Origin of the sequence: Mesorhizobium sp. LjNodule214, assembly GCF_964252735.1 — a bacterium.
Classification (GTDB): domain Bacteria; phylum Pseudomonadota; class Alphaproteobacteria; order Rhizobiales; family Rhizobiaceae; genus Mesorhizobium.
This window is the reverse complement of the sequence record NZ_CAXUPE020000003.1, coordinates 309,582-325,162: the sequence shown is the minus strand read 5'-3', so window position 1 is coordinate 325,162 and position 15,581 is coordinate 309,582. Positions and strand designations below refer to the sequence as shown.

Sequence of the window (15,581 nt, the reverse complement as noted above, 5' to 3'; positions counted from 1 at the left end):
TGTCCCAAAGGAAGCTCTCTCAGCTACCTTTGAGGTTACCGGAGTCCCCAGCGGCAGGCCTCCAATCGTGACCTTATTTATGGCAGTTCCAATAGGTAAGTTCTTTTGTTGATTCGCTATCTGCGCACTTCCCGACCTCAGCACTACTTATTACCGCCGTCGAACCGTTTGATGGATGCGGAAGGGAGACCCAGCAATTCATCAAGCACATCGAAGGCGCGCTCCGATATCACGAGGTTCAGCTTCTGGTTGATCCCGAAGTCATCGTGACCTGCCCTGCCGTCCACCTTGAGCCAGACGAACGGGGGAAGCTCGACGTCGGGCTGCACCAGGTGAAAATCCTCGGATATGGTCACTTCCGCATCGGCGAATGTGGCGCCAGTGATGCCGATAGCGAGCAACCCGCGCTTGGCTTCTTCGGTCACCAGGAAACAGGGAAACGAGGTCACAAGGACATCGCCAAGCCAGCCATCGAATTGATAGTGGAGCTTGCTCACAATAGGCGGATGGACGCTGGTGTCCATGACGGTGCCCCGGCTCAGCTCGCCGGCTACCAGAGGCTTAACTTCATAATATTTCATTAATCACCTATCGGCGGATCAAACAAATGTCCATATTTCTTGTCCAATTTAGTTGCGTAGTCAAGCACTTGCTGCCGATTAGCGGCTGCGTGCGTCTTATAAAATTCGTCCCATTCTGACCGAATGACTCTTATATGCAGATTTATATCGAAATCCTTTCGGACTCCTCGAAGATTCTCTATTGAATGTAGCTTTTCTTCTGTAAAAATGCCCGGATATTTTTCAAGTAACCCTTGCTCGACATTATGGTGAACGACATAGTCGCTCTCATGAGCGTTGGATTCGCGTCAAAGAACGTTTTTCGGTAGTTTTTTGATTTTGCCCATCCAACCTTTGCGCCAGCATGTTTAATGGTGGAGGGGCCCCTGGCAAGTAACGAGGCCAGTAACGCAGTATCAAAGGCATTTTCGGGTATCTCGCCGGGTGGCGTTCTCCGCCGTGCAGTTCGCGGCGAAACAGAACGAGCAATGGCTTGCTGCGATCGAAGAGTTTCGGCGTCGACTCCTCGGACGAGAGCCCGGCTCCCTTCGACGAGCCCAGTTGGCTTCTTCGAAAATATTGAGAGACCTTCTACCCAGGGTTTGGCAATCTTTCCGGCTTGTTCCAAGGCCTTTCCGGCCAGCCTTTCGGCGGGAATTGCTCCCGCGACGTCGAGCAATGCTTCGCCGTAATTGCCGTCCAGCGCCGCGTTCGCGGCTTTTTCCAGTGCAAATGACGCTCCTAACGGCGTGGCATCAGCCACGGAGATGCCGTCTTCACCGAGCCCGTCAGAGCCCATGAGCTTTTGCGCGAGAAACCGCCGTAAACTCCCGCGTGGGCTATCGCCGGCAATCAATCCCCCCAACCATTCCTGGTTGGTCTGAACATAATTGGTCAGCCATTCCGGTTTTGGCCCCGTTCCGGATACCGCGCGCCTGACAAACTCCTTTGCCTCAGACAATTTCTCAGGGCTTACCAACGATTGCATGGAGCCGTCGTTCACCCTGCCTTCGTTGGATTTGGCAACGCCAGTCAGCAGCAAATGATCAAGCATTGCTTGGCGCAGCTCTGGGGGTGTCGCCTGAAGCACGTTGCTCAGCTCGGCTTCCTTGGCCTGCTGCGGCAGACTCTCATCGCTAAGCTTGTTGTGAATGCCTTCCGCGACGGAATTCGGCAGCGGCTGGATGGTCTCAAAGCCCAACTGCTGCTGGGCGGCGATCGAGCCGATGATCGCCGCCTGATAGTCCTCTGGCTTCGACAGATTGTTCCAGGCAGAATCAAGATTGGCGAACGTCTTCCGAACGTAGCCGCCGGGATCACCTTGCCTGGCTCTGAACGTCAGATCCGCGGCGGTGGCGATGGCGTCATGATGCGCTTTGTCTCCCCCCGGATTGGCGCTGTCCTCCTTGGGGGCAGCATCCCTGATCTTGGCCCGCACGGCCTCGTTCGACATGCCGCGCATGCCATAGAATTGCCGACTGACGTCGATCGCTCGATTGAAGTCCTGGAAGCGCCTGACGCCTTCGGTAGCGCCGTAGAGAGAGGCGAACTGCTCCGGGGTCGGCATCGAGCCGGAATAGGTTCCTGTATCCCTGATAGCGGCCGGCGCATTCTGCTCGGCCAAGCCGATGCTGGCCCGTGTTTCGACTTGCCGAGTCGCGTCGGCGGCACGGGCCTGCTGGATCAGGGCTGGCCGGTCTTCGGACGGAATGTCGTCTCGAAAGGCCTGCGTTACTCTTTCATCCGGCGTAAGTTTGCCAACGCGATCGCCCTTCGCGGCCGTTCCGCTCTCCTTCGCCGGCGAAGCGGCGCCCATTGCCACACGGACGGTTTCGCACATGCCGTCGTTCGCAGCCTGCACCGCACCCAGCATCTCTGCGGCGCGCTTAGGGTCCTGGGCGATCATGGCCTGGACCAGCGCCTTGGCCGTGTTGCTGCGCCAGGCGACTTCCGCCGCCTGCCGGGCGAGTGGGTTGCCGATCTTGGCGATCAGGTCAAACCCGCTCTGCCGGACCGCCTCGAAGTTCGCGGTATCGTTCGGGTCGCCTTTTGCGATGGCACTGGTGGAGATGTTGTCGATCTTGGTCCATTCGGCCAACTCATAGTCGTCGCGCTGCGCCTTCTGCCGCTGCGCCATGCGCTGCGCGCCGACCGCCCGCATCGCTTCCTTATGCCTCACGAAGTTGGCGCGCTGGCTCTCGGGCACTGTCGGCAGGGTGCTGTCGAAGAGCGTATCGAAAAGACCTAATTTGACCACTTGGCCGGTGCGCGGATCGACCTGGCCGTACATGGTGTCGTGCAGGCCGCTGCCGTCGGCCGGCGCGTTCGCCGCCGCGTCGTCTTCGGTCTTCGCGATCTGACTGTTGAGTTGCCGGCGGATGATCTCGGCGTCGAAGGCTTCCTGCTGCTCCTTTTGCTGCCGGTAGCGCTCGGCGACGGCCGAAAGCTCGTTGCCGAGGTTCTGCATAGCGCCGCCGACCGGCGAGCCGTTGGGATATTGCACCCCATTGCCGGTATCGAGCCGGCGCTGGGCAAGCTGGAGGGGAATGGTCGCCATTCTAATTGTTTCCTGCCCACGAAGCTCTGAAGATGGGGGAAGCCCGGAAGGGCGAGGTGCCGAACAACACGGCATTGCCCGAGGCGCTCGAGGTCAGGCCTTTGCTCGGGTCGTGGATTTTGGAGAGGCCGCCAACCAGGGCATTGCCGGCGTTGAAGATGCTCGCGGTTGCCGCCTGCCTGCCGGAAAAGCGCGCGATGGCGGCCTGCGTGGTCAGATTGTTCTGGCGCAGCTGCGAGCCGTACTGGATCGCCTTGATGTCGAGCTGGCCCTGCCTGGCATTGGCGGCCAGCACCTCGGTCGGCGAGCCGGCGATGCCGGCGCCGGACGCGCCGGCCTGGGCGCGCGCCTGCGCCTGCAGGAGATCCTGCCTGTGGCGTTCCTGGCTTTGTTCGAAGGCAGCACTTTGCGCGTCGGCCTGCGCCTGCTGCTCATAGGCCCTGGCCTGATGGTCGGCCATCTGCTTCTGCTGCTGGCCCTCGGCCAGCGCGCCGCCGACGGAAAGAACGGTGCCGAGAAGAGCAAGTGTGCACATGGTCAGCCTCGCGCGCCGGCAAAGGGGATGAACTTGCTTTTGATGCCGCCGACCGGCGCGCCAAGCGCCGGGCGCGGGTCGAGCGCGCCGCCGGGGCTGAGGAAGGACAAGAGCATCCTGTCGGCCTGGATCGCCGGGCGGCTGAGGCGGGCGGGTGCGGCCGCCCGCGCGCCGGCCATGGCGACGCGACGGGTGGTGGTCAGCTTGACCTTCAGGTCGGGCACGCCGGCGGCGTCGAACAGGCCGTTGGCGGTGGCGATGGCGCGGGCGAGCGCATCGGCCTCGAACAGTTCCTGGCGCAGCAGTTCGACCAGGCGGGCAACATTGCGCCAGCGCGCGGCGAGCGCTTCGGCCTTGGCGCGGATCTCTTCGCCGAGCGCCGCGATGTCGGCGCGGACCTCGCCCTCGGCGGCGGCGGCGCGGCGCTTGTCGGCCGCCCCCATGGTCTTTTCGATGAGCGCGATTGTCGCGTTGCAGGCGTCGAGCGCGGCGCGTGCCTCGCTGAGGACGCCATCGCCGAAGATCGCGCGGTCCTCGGCCTGCTGCAGCTCGCGCCTGCGGGCGAGCGCTTCGTTGAGGTCAGTGTCGAGCAAGGCGATGACAGCCGCGAAATCGGCAGCCGTCCGCGCCTTGCCGAGGGCATCGGCATGGGAGGATGTCATGGGAGTGTCCTTCTTTCGGAGAACGAGAATGATTTGCGCAGAGGAGCGCGGCGCCGAAGTTGCCAATCTCCCCCCTCGTGGGGGTTGAGGAGTGGTCCGCGAAGCGGACGGAAAGCCAATTGCTTGGCTTTCCGAACGACGAGCGCCCGGCAGGGCAGAGGGGGGCGCGAAGGATCGCTGCGGTGAGTTAACTCAGATGTGCCGGCGACCTGCCGGAGGGATTTCGATTGCCTGAGAAGCTGGCGGGACAGCGCCCCGCTCTGGCCTGCCGGCCATCTCCCCCACTTGGGGGAGATTGGCAGCGTCGGCGATGGCGCCCTAGGCCGTAGTGACGATTCTCTTCCTGAAAAAGGCAGGTATCCAACCTATCCCTGCCCCTAGGAAGAATCCGTACTCACCGATCGCGTAGATCCAGCCGATGATGAATGCGATGGTACTTATGAATGAGGCCAAATTCCCCGCCTCATGACAAAGATGACGGGGCCAAAACGCCCCAGAACAAACCCGCCGACATCAAGCCGCCAAACCCAACATCCAGATCCAACCGCCACCTCATGAGCGAGCCTATCGTCATGCCCGAAACGCGCTCCCCACAACCGTTGGACCACAACAACCGGCACGGCCGTTATCGGCGTGAATTAAGCGGGCTAATTGCTTCCAGCCCAGGACGCGCGGCGTGGTATACCATCACTATCCGGGGAAACATTGGATACGCAGCCGCTCAGCGCCATCAAAATCAACACCAAAAATAGTCGCATCTTTCCCTCCGAATTGGGGGCACTTAGCACGGATGTCATGCTGGTGCCTGGCCGCCGACCGAAAGCGAGGCCCGTTCGGAAACTTATGGAGGCCGACATTCCCCGGATAAACCCGGTTTCTGGCGACACAGTAGCCCTCACGGCCGCCCCAGGCAAGGTTGAGCGCGGTGCGGGAGGGTATTCGCCTTGCTGTGCTGCCAAATCCGCCTGAGCCAAGCCTTCCCAGGCCGTTGATGGCGCCAATTCTCGTCCTCAAGGCGCACCTCTCCCGTTGTCTGTCTGCGGCATCGACCTTGCTCCTCAAGCTGGAGCCGGTGGCGCCCGGAGTTGAGCTGTCAGCCGCAGAATTTCCTCGAACAGGCCACGAGACACCGCGACCTCAGCCATCTGGAACGTGACGTATCGGCCGTGCGTGACGATCCTGGCGCCGATCTTGACGAGCTTCTCCTGGAGGCTGGTCAGCGACCAGTGTTTGACCGCCTCCGGCAGTGCCAGCGTCCGCATGAAGTTACCGAGATTGTAGGCGAGCGCATGAAGCTGAAGCTGCACGGCATTGTTCTGGAATTTCCGGCATGACAGCCGGGTCCATAGAATCGCGTTCTTGCCTTCCTTGATGTGCTGCTCGGCTGTGCCGCGCTGGTTGTAGAACGCGACCACGCGCTTGGCCGGCCGGGTCAGGTTGGTGACGATGAAGCCGACGCGGGGACAGAGTTCCCCCGGATGCCATTCCACCTTGGCGACCACGCGGCGCTTCGGATCAGCGACATTCTTTAGCTGCCGCCAGCGCCATTATTAGATACCGAGCGAAACAGGCTACTATGAGAATCAATAGCTTATGAGGTTCCCAGAGACACTCTTAAGTGCCGTTCCCACGATTTAACTATTTGAGCCAGATAGCGATAGCGGCGAGTTTGACGAAGCCCATGAAGTTGGCGAGCAGCTTGTCGTAGCGTGTTGCGACACGGCGGAACTGCTTGAGCTTGTTGAAGAAGCGCTCGATGACATTGCGCTCCTTGTAGAGGTGAGTGTTGTAGGGCCGCTGGACCTTGCGGTTGCGCTTCGGCGGGATGATGATTTCGGCTCCCATTCCAGCGATCTTTTCGTGCAGATGGTCGGCGTCATAGCCCTTGTCGGCGATCATGACGCCAGCCTCGAAGCCATCGACGAGATCATGAGCAAAGGCGATGTCGTTGCGTTGTCCGGGGCTGGCGATCAGGCGGACCGGGTTGCCGAGCGCATCGCCGGCGGCATGGATCTTGGTGCTGAGCCCGCCCCGAGACCGGCCCAGGCCTTGGGCATCCGCCCCCCCTTTTCCTTGCGGGCGCCGGCGGCATGCTGATGCGCCCGCACGATGGTCGAGTCGATCATCAGCCATTCCAGATCGGCTTCGCGGGCCAGGACCGCCAACATGTCGTCGAGCACGCCCCTCTCGATCCAGCGATAATAGCGTCGCTTCACGATAGTGTGGTCGCCAAGCCTTTCTGGCAGGTCGCGCCAGCGGCCACCCGAACGGGCCATCCACAACAGCGCATCCAAAAATAGCCGGTTGTTCGTCCGAGGACCCCGCTTGCCTTTCGTTCCTCCCGGAACAAATCCTTTGATCCGATCCCATTGATCGTCTCGAAGTGCATCACAATCCATCGCTGACCTCCAAAAGTCAGCGTTGAATCTGATTTGCAACCAAAGGGGAATCCCTAAACCTTAAATCGTCACCACGCCCCAGGGTCAAAACTCAATCACTCTGAACGACCGAGTTCCACCCATGGCGGCCATCCGAACTTATCCGGCCGCATAACTCACGCAATGCCTCTGGTAATGTGGTTCTCATTCTGCCGCACTTGTCTATGATCGGGGATGGACGCAAGTTTCGAAGCCTTTGCCAGAGCAACACTTTTGACAGTCATCCTTACCGTTGGCGGACCGGCGGTCGCGAGCGAACGGGCCGCGACGGCTTCCAAGCGGATCTCCATATGCCACGGCTATGGTTGCAACTATCGCACCATGCTTGTGCTTGGGTCCGGCGACTACGTTCGTTTCCGCTCTATCTTGCATGCGGGCGCGGGTTCAGCCCGTGCCGAACGTTCCGCCATTTCGAAGGCTGTCCGCTATTTCGACCAGCGCATTTTCCGGGCCACCGGTGTCCGCGACCTGCCGCAGTCGGAATTCGGTGCATCGCGTATCAGGGGCCAGATGGATTGTGTCGACGAATCGACCAATACGCATACGCTGCTGGTCTATCTTGCCGAGCGAAAACTGCTCAGGTTTCACAAGGTCGAGGACAAGGCCTCGCGCGGCCTGTTTGTCGACGGGCGCTATCCCCATTGGACGGCGGTGATAAGCGATCACGGCGGAACCCAATGGGTGGTGGACTCCTGGTATGCGGCGATGGGCGGCGCACCGGACATTTTTCCTCTGAGCCAGTGGAAGGAACGTGGCGTGTTGAAAAGCGGTGCGCTGGACTGACGACGGGGCGCCTTAACTCAGGTCGGAAAAAAGTTAGCGGGCGTGCAGAGTGCATTACCGCTCTCATTAGCTGCGGGGGCCGATCAGATGAACAATCATGGAGTAAGTCCGAGATCGCTGGCGCATACCATTGCCACTTACAATTCCCGTCAGTTTTTTGCTTAAAGGCAATGTCTGTCTTCCACCCATCCCGGCCATTGGCGACCGCCTGCTGATTGAGTTTTGACCCTACGGCTCGCCATCAAACACCGGCGTGAACGCCCTGATCGTACAGGGCGTCGGGTTGACGTGGCGGATCCTGACCCTGCCCTGCCCCTCCCAGCTGTCGTCGATCGGCACCTCGACATTGCCGGTGTAAAGCGTCGCCTTGCCGTCCGGCGCGACGATGCTCGGCATGCGCACGCTCTCCCAGCGGCCGCGGATCAGCGACTGCACTTCGAGCCCCGTGGTGTCGGTCTCGAGCAGCGACAGGATCACTTTCGCCACCTTCTTGCGGCGGCCGACGATCGAGCCGTCCCGGCCGCCGACGTCGAGCTCCAGCGTTTCGGCTTGCGCCTGGCAGGCAAGCCCGACCTGCCATTTCGTTGCGGTGGCGCCGCCGGGCAGCGTCACCTGGCCGGCGGTCACGGTGAGGCCTCGGTAGACCTTGCCCGACGCCAGCACGTCGACCGACTGGCCGTTGAGATGGCCGAGCCCGGAGACGGCATTGACGGCGCTGCCCGAATAGGTCAGCCCGCAATCGACCTGGAAGGCGTCTTCCAGCGCGCCATATTCGAAGGGCGGCGTCATGATCTCGATGTAGCGTCTGGTCACGCCCGCGATGGTGCGCTTGATGAACAGCCAGATGTCGTCGACGCCGTTCTGGCCGGGCGTCACCACGGCGCTTTCGACCACCGCCCAAGTGGAGTCACCGGGAGCGGAGCCGGCGGAGGCGCCGCCGAAGCGGTGGCGGTGCATGCCGCGCACCTCCTGGCTTGGCTGGTGCGTGTAGCCGCCAAGCTCGCCGTTCTCGAGCGGAAACCACAGCATCGGGTCGGGGTCGGTCTGGAAGGCGAGTTCGACCACGCCCTGCTTGGCGATATGCTCGGAAATCTGGCCGATGTCGTCGGACGAGAACCTGCCGGCAGAGGTCTGCACCAGCTCGGCGATCGATTTGCGGCTGCGGGTGACATAGAGGAACGACTGGCCGGCATCGACCGGGCGGATGCGGGCGCAGCCGAAGGTGCGCGAGCGCCGGTTCTTGAAGGATGATGGCGTCAGTGCCTCGTCGATGCCGGAGCCGGAAAGTGCGCGCACCCCGCCCAACGTCCCGATCAGCAGCGCACCATCGGACTCCGCGATCCAGACGATGTCGTTGGCCTGGCCGCCGCCGGCCTGAATGAACTCGAGCGCGTCGTCGTCTTCCTCGCCAAGCGCGAAGTTGTCGAAGTCACCGGTGGCCGAGGCATAGACCGAGAATTTGCGGCTGAAAGCCAGCCGCTCCTCGTAGAGCGAGCCGCTCTCGACATATTTGCCCGGCACGAAGGTGCCGAGGCGCCAGCGCGTGATCGGGCTGAGATCGGGCAGAGCGAAGCCGTAGATCTGGATCGTGACGACAGTCGTGCTGGTTCGCGTAATGATCTTGGCCCAACGCCAGCGGCCATCAGAGCCCAGCAAGCGAATGGCGCGGCCGACATCGGAGGTCTGAAACCCGGTGTTGTTGTTGATGCCGGTTGTCGATGATGCGGTCAGATCGAATGGCGTCTGGCTGACGGCAGCCTTGTTCATCGTCAATTCGGCAAAGGAACTGTCGACCGCGCCATTGACGCCTGTCCAGCTGAGCCGGTGATATTCGAACGGCGATTTGTTGAAGAATTCGTAGTAGCGGGTTTCGCCGGCAGTCCACCCGCCCTGCCCCGTCTGGCTGTCCAGGGTTGTCCATGACGAGCCGTTGTTTGACCCCTCGAGCTTCCATGAGACAGGTATCTTGTCGAGACCACCTGCGGTGATTGCTGTGAAATAATAGTTCTCGACAATAGCCTGGGCGCCGCCAGGCAGCCGGTACTGGACCGATCCCGTTGTCCCGCCGCTGCCTACACCGGTGCCGACCTCTTTATCAAAGACTCGCCATGCATCCGCCGCGCCACCGAAACCTGACACCGTGCCCGATGGCGCCGTGTTCGAAGTCATCTCTGGCGTAAGCGAGCCATAATCCGCAGGGGTCAGCGTCGTGCTGGTGTCGTTGATGTCATCGTAGGGACCATCCTCGAAAGGATAGTCCTCCAGCGTCCACGTCGCGTGCGCGGTGCGGGTGAGAACCTTGAGTGGATAATCCTTGTGGCTGATCCACATCTGGTCGGCCGACTGCACATAGGCAAGGTCGAACAGGTCGGCCTCCAGATAGGGCGAGGCCACCTCCACCGTGCCGACGCGGGCGCCATAGGCATAGACGCGGATATAGAGGTCGCCGAACTCCAGGCAGTAGGCCTGGTCGGCGCTGAAGATGAACGGGATGGCACGCGTCCTCACGGCCGAATTCTTCACCTCGCCGACGAAATAGCTGCCGCCGCGCTTGCGGATGCCGCCATGCGGCAAGGTGACGAAGTTTTCGCACTTCGACAGTGCGGCCCGATAGAGATCGAGCGAGGCGCGCGCGTGCAGGCGCGGCGAGATCTCGCCGCGGGTGAAGACGTCCTGGACCGGAAAGAGCGTCGCCATCAGCGCACATACCTGTTGTCGCCGCGCTGGATCGCCCAGGACGCGCTGTAGGTGCGGCCGCCGCGCTGGATGGCGTTGGCCGAGAAGGCAGCGTCGAGCGCCCGGTCATAGGCCGCGCGGGCGATATCGATCATGCCGGTCTTGTGGGTCAGCGGATGCGCGATCTTGACGGCAAGGGCCGCCACCAGCACTTCGGTGAACAGCGCGTCCCAATCGTTCGGGTCGGTGAGGTTGGCGATGTAGCGGATGGCGAGCTGGCCGGGCCGATCGGAATAGATGATCCCGGCCTCCTGGCGCCATGAGACCGGCACGCCGTCCGGCTCGCCATTGCGGCTCGGCGGCAGCGGGCGCAGGCAATCGGCCGGCAATTCATAGGCGACATTCAAGGTGCAGGCGCCGCTGCCGATGTCAGCGCCGGGAACGCTTGCCGACAGGATGGCGAACACCCAGGCGTGCTTGCTTAGTTCGGCTTCGCGCGTCAGGTCGAAATGCAAATTGAGCAAGCGCGCCGCCTTGACGTCCTGATCGAGGCTGTCGATCGGCGCCTCGTCGAGCACGGCGAGCGCCATGTTGGCGATGTCGAGCGGGGTGATGGCCATGGGTCAGCGCCCCGTCCAGGTGACCAGATCGGAGGCAATGGGTCGAGCAAGGGTCATGGTATCTCCGGGCATGAAAAAAGCCGCTGCGAAGCGGCTGGGGACTTTTGGGGCGGGCGGGCAAGCGGAGCCGGCGGGCAAAGCTGCCAATCTCCTTCTTGGAGGGCCGGCAGGACAAGGGGGCGCGAAGACGTGCCCGAGAGGCCGGGCGCGAATGACGGCGATGGTTTCCTAGGTCGGAATTGGTAGTGCCCTATCGACCTATCGGATCAGCACACCGCTCGACTCACGAACGTCGCGGTTTCGCCATTCCCAGCCCTTTATCCAGAGCTTCCTCCAAGCTTGTCGTGTAGAGCGCGGTGTCTTCCAGTCCACCAAAGAAGTTTATGCGGTGGACTTCACCTTTCTTGCTCATGACAATTCCTGCTTCTCTGAGCAGTTCCTGAACTGATTTGTAAGTCATCTCCACGATTACCTCTGCCACCACAGGTATATGCTCGCTCCTTTGTGTAACCGATTGGTGCCGTTGACTGTGAAGCCCGCAACACAGGCCGCTACCTGATCCTAGGCCTATCGAGCTAAGGCCTATCGGACTAATTGTGCGGAACGCGAAACGCGCTCACACTCCATTTTCCGAAGCCCAGTAAGCCTCCAAAGCGTGCTGATCCAGCTATCGGAATGTTTGCCGGCACCCAACTTCCCCCCGAAGCCCGTCGGCAGGCAAAGGCGGACCCACTGTCCCCCGGGTCCGCCTTTTTCTTGTGCACGATAGAGCTGTCCGGAGCGATCGTGTCAGCCTTCGAACACGGCTTCGGTGTTCAGCTGTGGGCAGCAGCCTCCGGCCTGTCAGAATACCCACTTGCGCCAGATGGGACTGGAGAACATCGCCAAGACCATCAGCATACCCAGTACGAGCCCGAGGCCGGCCAAAAGGAGCGACCACCAAGCAAGACGGTCACCTTGATCTGCACGGCGCTTCAAGGCGTCGTATTTCGCGAAATTGGAGTTGGCATAGAGCGAGGAACGCTTGACGCGTCCAGCTTTTATGTCCGCATCCAGCAGATTGCCTCCATACCAGTTGAAGGGCAACGAAAGTGAACCGACGGTCATGATGACCAGGAACAACCAGCTGAAAGTATTCATTGTCGTGCTACCCGAAAACTTCCAGTTCTCTATCCGCCTCGATAGCAAGGAACAGTTACCCAACCAAATACAATTCGACGCTTTTGGTCATGGGGCGGGCGCTGAGCCCCCGCCCCTCTCCTCAGCGCGCTCAGGCCTCGCTGGTCTTCAGTGCAATAAACGTCATGTTCTTGACGCTCGACGCCGTGCGGTCCCAGTTCGCCGCCAGCGCCAGTTCGGCATCGGTGGCGAATTCGCCGGCCGAGGAGGCGTCGAGGAAGCGGGTGCCGGGCACGTGCGGAACAAAGTGCCGGCGGCCGACCATTTCGGTGACGCCGCCGCCATGGCCCTGGCGCGGCTTGCGGTCGAACTCCAGCGGCCCGCCCTCGGTGTTGACCGGCAGCTCGTTCCACAGGATCGCCTTGTCCTTGAACATGAAGGCGGTGTAGACGCCGGTCGCGACCGGGATGTCGTCGTCGACCACGCAGCGCAGCCCCATATAGTAGGGGATCAGCGGCCCGCCTTGCTCGGACGACGGCACGTAGTCGATGAGGTCGGCGAGCTTCAGCGCCTTCATCTGCTTGGAATGCATCCAGATCGTCTTGAACTTGTCGGCGCGGTCGCCCATCAGATAGGCGGCCTCGATGATGTCGGTATCGACGATGGAAGCGCCGGTGACGCGCACCAGATCGCCGGCGTCATTGGCGATGTTGTCGGCGACGACGCCTTTCAGGATGCCGAGCAGGGTCAGCTTGTTGGCGCGCTGCCAGTATTCGGTCTGGCGCTTGACGATCAGCTTCTGCGGATCGTCGCCGGCCAGGATCGAGGTCAGGTCCGGAACGCCCCACGCCTGGGCGCGGACATTGCGGGCGGCGACCTCGCGGCGCGAGCCGATCTTCTTCATCTCGATCGAATCGGCCGGATCGTCATTGACCGGTTCGGACGGGTCGTTGCCGAGATCCTTCCAGCCGGGCATGTCGACGGAACGGCCGCCCATCGACAGTTTCGAGGCGATGGCCGGGTCGGAAAACAGGATCCCGGCCTGGTAGATCTCGAGCGACTGGACATGCTCCTCGAACGAGTATTGCGCATAGACGGACGGAACGATCGCGTCCGCGATACGGGTATAGGCGTCTGCCATTTTTTCTCTTCCTTCAGGGGTTGATTGGCGGCGAACTCTTGGAGGCCGTTTCGAAACTCGCTCCGGCGAGCCAGGTGGTGGGGGTTTCGAGAACCGGAGCGCAGCGGACATTCAGGTCCGTGAGCACCGGAAGCGCAGAAAACGCCGCCAGATGGCCGCCGGAGTAGAGTTTCCAAACGGACTAGAGAGGGTTGTTCGGCATCCAGAGATCCGGGTTCTCGCCGGCCTCGCGTGCCAGCCGCCGGGCGCGGGCCGGGTCGCTTTTGACGAGGGCTGAAATCGCCGAGATGTTGCGGTCGCCGGCGGCGCCGCGCCTGAAGGGATTGCCTCCCCTCAAGGCCGCGCCGCCGTCGATCGTGTCTTCGGTGAACATCGCTTCGCCGATGGCCTGGAAGGCCCTGGCGATCTGCGGATCGGTCAACGCCCCGTCAGGCAGAAGGATGCCCTTCGCCTTGTAGGCGTCGACCAGGCCGAGCTTCTTCATCGCCCGGTTGGCGACCTCCAGCTTCTGGCGAAAGCCGTCGCTGTCGGTCGGCCCCCAGTCCCTGACCAGCTCGTCGTGGGTGGCCTCGACCGAGCGGGCAAGCGCGATCTCCTGGCGCACGGCCTGCTCGGCCATGTAGCCGACGAACCTGTCGTGATAGGCCTGCGCGGTTCTTGACGAAGCACCCGCTTCGACCGCCCAGGCCTTGGAGGCATTGGCGAGCTCGTCCGAATAGGCGAAGTTTTCGGGCAACCCTTCCGGGCGCCTGTATTCGACCTTCTCGGACGAGGTGAGCGGACGCATCGCCTCGGGCAGCCGGGCATGGAACCTGTCCCAGTCTTCCCTCGAGGCGTCGGCGGCGGGAACGCGCAGGCTTTCACCCTGCTGCCGCTCCAGCTCCGCATAGGACGTGAAAACCCGATCGAGGCTTTCAGGCTTGGTCCAGCCCTTGGTTTCAGCGAGCTTGCGGTTGCCTTCGGAAAGACCGTCAAACCAACTTTTGGCCGTAAGCGGGGCGGACCCGTTGTCCCCGCTTGCCGGTGGCCGTACTGGGTTGCCCGCCGGCCGCGAGGCCACGGACCCGGCGTCTGCCAGATCTGTCATGAGATGTTTCCTTTGTTGAGATTTAAGCGTGGTGGAGCGCCGGCGGCGAAACTGCCAATCTCCCCCCTCGTGGGGGAGATGGCCGGCAGGCCAGAGAGGGGCGCGAAGGAACGCTAGCGTTCGCTTCTTTGACGAGACACTGTCTTTCAAAAATGCAGGCGCGGTTGGCGCGAGAGGTCGGCGCTCTGCGGCGCCCCCTGGTTCGAGATGGCTCGGAAGGGCAGTCACGCTCAGTTCAAGCACAGATCGACCCGGCCGAGTGACGGTCCCGCATCCCAAGCGCGACATCCCGATCGGCACGTTCGCGCATGACCCCGAAATCGGAACCGATTTCGGAAAGGATCATGCGCAAAATCAAAGTGTTACAGCGTCCTTTGCGCGCCTGTAGGCGCACGGCGCTGTAATGAGTATAGAAAAGCAATCCGGTCTGAAGCTGAGGTAGAGAAATGCGTCACTATATCGGACTGATCCACAAGGAAGCGGACAGCGATTTCGGCGTGTCCTTCCCCGATTTCCCGGGCGTGGTCACGGCCGGCACCAGCCTGGACGATGCACGCGGCATGGCGGAGGAGGCTTTGGCCTTTCACGTCGACGGCCTTGTCGAGGATGGTGAAGCCATTCCCGAACCGTCCTCCCTCGAAGAGGTGATGGCCGACAAGGACAATCTGACGGGCGTCGCCATACTTGTCGCCTTGAAAACCGACTCGACCAAGGTGGTGCGCGTCAACGTCACCATTCCGGAAGACGTCCTTCACCAGATCGATCAGTACGCGGAACGCCACGGCTACAGCCGCTCCGGATTTCTGACCGCGGCCGCAAAAAAGGCGATGCGGGCCGAAGCGGCGTAGTGGGCTCGCAACCTGATTCAAACCAAGGCGTTATCGTGCTGTTCGTTCAGGTCTTTCCGGTTTGGCGACCATGATCTTCAAGAGCCGAGAAACCATGTCTCATTTCGTGAGGAACGGCGCCTACCTTCCGCCGCAATGCGCCAGCACTTGGCAGCCATTCGCCCCCTTCTTCAGTCTCGGGGCTTCAAAGGAGGTTCTCCAGATGATCATCAAGAAAGCCATTTTGGCCGTGCTCATGACTGCAGCACTTGCAGGCTGCGAGACGCAGACCGAGGGGCAGCAGAGAGCCACCACGGGTGCGCTGCTCGGCGGCGCCGGCGGCGCTCTCGTCGGCCAGGCCATCGGCGGCAACACCGAGAGCACGGTGATCGGTGCGGCCGGCGGCGCCCTGCTCGGCGCGGTCGTCGGCAGCGCCACCACGCCGCAGCGGCGCGGCGAACAGCTCTGCCGCTACCAGGACCGCTACGGCCGCATCTACACGGCGCCCTGCGACGACCGGTATTACAACGGCGATTATTGAGGCGCGACCTCGAAGCTGCCAATCTCCCCCCTCGT

14 protein-coding genes and 2 pseudogenes are annotated in these 15,581 nt (G+C 61.9%); 4 read left to right on the top strand and 12 right to left on the bottom strand.

Annotation, left to right across the window (positions count from 1 at the left end):
• Positions 1 to 143: 143 nt before the first annotated feature.
• From ACSQ3Z_RS26790 to ACSQ3Z_RS26765, 6 genes and pseudogenes are all read right to left on the bottom strand, one after another.
• The gene (locus ACSQ3Z_RS26790; protein WP_436174296.1) at positions 144 to 524 is read right to left on the bottom strand and encodes a hypothetical protein; all 381 of its coding nucleotides are present in this window, start codon (positions 522 to 524) and stop codon (positions 144 to 146) included.
• 235 nt (positions 525 to 759) lie between these two features.
• On the bottom strand, positions 760 to 3,117 hold the full coding sequence (locus ACSQ3Z_RS26785) for a hypothetical protein (RefSeq protein ID WP_436174295.1): 2,358 nt from the start codon (positions 3,115 to 3,117) through the stop codon (positions 760 to 762).
• Between the two features lies 1 nt (position 3,118).
• Positions 3,119 to 3,652, bottom strand: a complete 534-nt coding sequence (locus ACSQ3Z_RS26780; protein WP_436174294.1) for a hypothetical protein — start codon at positions 3,650 to 3,652, stop codon at positions 3,119 to 3,121.
• Positions 3,653 to 3,654: 2 nt separating this feature from the next.
• Positions 3,655 to 4,314 (bottom strand): hypothetical protein, encoded by a 660-nt coding sequence (locus ACSQ3Z_RS26775; protein ID WP_436174293.1) that lies wholly within the window; start codon positions 4,312 to 4,314, stop codon positions 3,655 to 3,657.
• A 1,058-nt stretch (positions 4,315 to 5,372) separates the two neighbouring features.
• Positions 5,373 to 5,831: pseudogene (locus ACSQ3Z_RS26770) on the bottom strand (transposase); the annotation flags it as partial.
• Positions 5,832 to 5,952: 121 nt separating this feature from the next.
• Positions 5,953 to 6,713 (bottom strand): IS5 family transposase gene (locus ACSQ3Z_RS26765; protein ID WP_436174292.1). Its coding sequence is split into 2 segments (ribosomal slippage): positions 5,953 to 6,386 and positions 6,386 to 6,713, totalling 762 coding nucleotides; the frame shifts between segments, so codons are not numbered across the junction.
• A gap of 360 nt (positions 6,714 to 7,073) precedes the next feature.
• Here ACSQ3Z_RS26765 and ACSQ3Z_RS26760 point away from each other — a divergent pair.
• Entirely contained in the window at positions 7,074 to 7,535 is a 462-nt protein-coding gene (locus tag ACSQ3Z_RS26760) for a hypothetical protein (protein WP_436175154.1), read from the top strand.
• Between the two features lie 228 nt (positions 7,536 to 7,763).
• On the opposite strand, the gene ACSQ3Z_RS26755 is transcribed toward ACSQ3Z_RS26760, so the two are convergent.
• From ACSQ3Z_RS26755 to ACSQ3Z_RS26730, 6 genes are all read right to left on the bottom strand, one after another.
• The gene (locus tag ACSQ3Z_RS26755; protein WP_436174291.1) at positions 7,764 to 10,232 is read right to left on the bottom strand and encodes a hypothetical protein; all 2,469 of its coding nucleotides are present in this window, start codon (positions 10,230 to 10,232) and stop codon (positions 7,764 to 7,766) included.
• Positions 10,232 to 10,831, bottom strand: a complete 600-nt coding sequence (locus tag ACSQ3Z_RS26750) for a hypothetical protein (RefSeq protein ID WP_436174290.1) — start codon at positions 10,829 to 10,831, stop codon at positions 10,232 to 10,234. The genes ACSQ3Z_RS26755 and ACSQ3Z_RS26750 overlap by 1 nt, the downstream gene beginning before the upstream one ends.
• A gap of 283 nt (positions 10,832 to 11,114) precedes the next feature.
• Complete coding sequence (locus tag ACSQ3Z_RS26745) at positions 11,115 to 11,297, bottom strand: hypothetical protein (protein ID WP_436175197.1); 183 nt, start codon at positions 11,295 to 11,297, stop codon at positions 11,115 to 11,117.
• 377 nt (positions 11,298 to 11,674) lie between these two features.
• Positions 11,675 to 11,971 (bottom strand): hypothetical protein, encoded by a 297-nt coding sequence (locus ACSQ3Z_RS26740; protein WP_436174289.1) that lies wholly within the window; start codon positions 11,969 to 11,971, stop codon positions 11,675 to 11,677.
• A gap of 130 nt (positions 11,972 to 12,101) precedes the next feature.
• Positions 12,102 to 13,091: a Coat protein gene (locus tag ACSQ3Z_RS26735; RefSeq protein WP_436174288.1), complete on the bottom strand. Its 990-nt coding sequence runs from the start codon at positions 13,089 to 13,091 to the stop codon at positions 12,102 to 12,104.
• 181 nt (positions 13,092 to 13,272) lie between these two features.
• A complete protein-coding gene (locus tag ACSQ3Z_RS26730) occupies positions 13,273 to 14,178 on the bottom strand; it encodes a hypothetical protein (protein ID WP_436174287.1) in 906 nt (301 codons plus the stop codon).
• 207 nt (positions 14,179 to 14,385) lie between these two features.
• Between ACSQ3Z_RS26730 and ACSQ3Z_RS26725 the strand changes: the two are divergent.
• From ACSQ3Z_RS26725 to ACSQ3Z_RS26715, 3 genes and pseudogenes are all read left to right on the top strand, one after another.
• Positions 14,386 to 14,566 (top strand): annotated as a pseudogene (locus ACSQ3Z_RS26725) (type II toxin-antitoxin system HicA family toxin).
• A gap of 58 nt (positions 14,567 to 14,624) precedes the next feature.
• Positions 14,625 to 15,026: a type II toxin-antitoxin system HicB family antitoxin gene (locus tag ACSQ3Z_RS26720; protein WP_436174286.1), complete on the top strand. Its 402-nt coding sequence runs from the start codon at positions 14,625 to 14,627 to the stop codon at positions 15,024 to 15,026.
• Positions 15,027 to 15,228: 202 nt separating this feature from the next.
• Positions 15,229 to 15,546, top strand: coding sequence for a glycine zipper 2TM domain-containing protein (locus tag ACSQ3Z_RS26715; protein WP_436174285.1), 318 nt, complete (start codon positions 15,229 to 15,231; stop codon positions 15,544 to 15,546).
• Positions 15,547 to 15,581: the final 35 nt, after the last annotated feature.

Excerpts from the sequence above, each read along its gene's own strand:
- ACSQ3Z_RS26790 (WP_436174296.1), bottom strand. The coding sequence starts at position 524 with ATGGACACCAGCGTCCATCCGCCTATTGTGAGCAAGCTCCACTATCAA.
- ACSQ3Z_RS26785 (WP_436174295.1), bottom strand. The coding sequence starts at position 3,117 with ATGGCGACCATTCCCCTCCAGCTTGCCCAGCGCCGGCTCGATACCGGC.
- ACSQ3Z_RS26780 (WP_436174294.1), bottom strand. The coding sequence starts at position 3,652 with ATGTGCACACTTGCTCTTCTCGGCACCGTTCTTTCCGTCGGCGGCGCG.
- ACSQ3Z_RS26775 (WP_436174293.1), bottom strand. The coding sequence starts at position 4,314 with ATGACATCCTCCCATGCCGATGCCCTCGGCAAGGCGCGGACGGCTGCC.
- ACSQ3Z_RS26760 (WP_436175154.1), top strand. The coding sequence starts at position 7,074 with ATGCTTGTGCTTGGGTCCGGCGACTACGTTCGTTTCCGCTCTATCTTG.
- ACSQ3Z_RS26755 (WP_436174291.1), bottom strand. The coding sequence starts at position 10,232 with ATGGCGACGCTCTTTCCGGTCCAGGACGTCTTCACCCGCGGCGAGATC.
- ACSQ3Z_RS26750 (WP_436174290.1), bottom strand. The coding sequence starts at position 10,831 with ATGGCCATCACCCCGCTCGACATCGCCAACATGGCGCTCGCCGTGCTC.
- ACSQ3Z_RS26740 (WP_436174289.1), bottom strand. The coding sequence starts at position 11,971 with ATGAATACTTTCAGCTGGTTGTTCCTGGTCATCATGACCGTCGGTTCA.
- ACSQ3Z_RS26735 (WP_436174288.1), bottom strand. The coding sequence starts at position 13,091 with ATGGCAGACGCCTATACCCGTATCGCGGACGCGATCGTTCCGTCCGTC.
- ACSQ3Z_RS26730 (WP_436174287.1), bottom strand. The coding sequence starts at position 14,178 with ATGACAGATCTGGCAGACGCCGGGTCCGTGGCCTCGCGGCCGGCGGGC.
- ACSQ3Z_RS26720 (WP_436174286.1), top strand. The coding sequence starts at position 14,625 with ATGCGTCACTATATCGGACTGATCCACAAGGAAGCGGACAGCGATTTC.
- ACSQ3Z_RS26715 (WP_436174285.1), top strand. The coding sequence starts at position 15,229 with ATGATCATCAAGAAAGCCATTTTGGCCGTGCTCATGACTGCAGCACTT.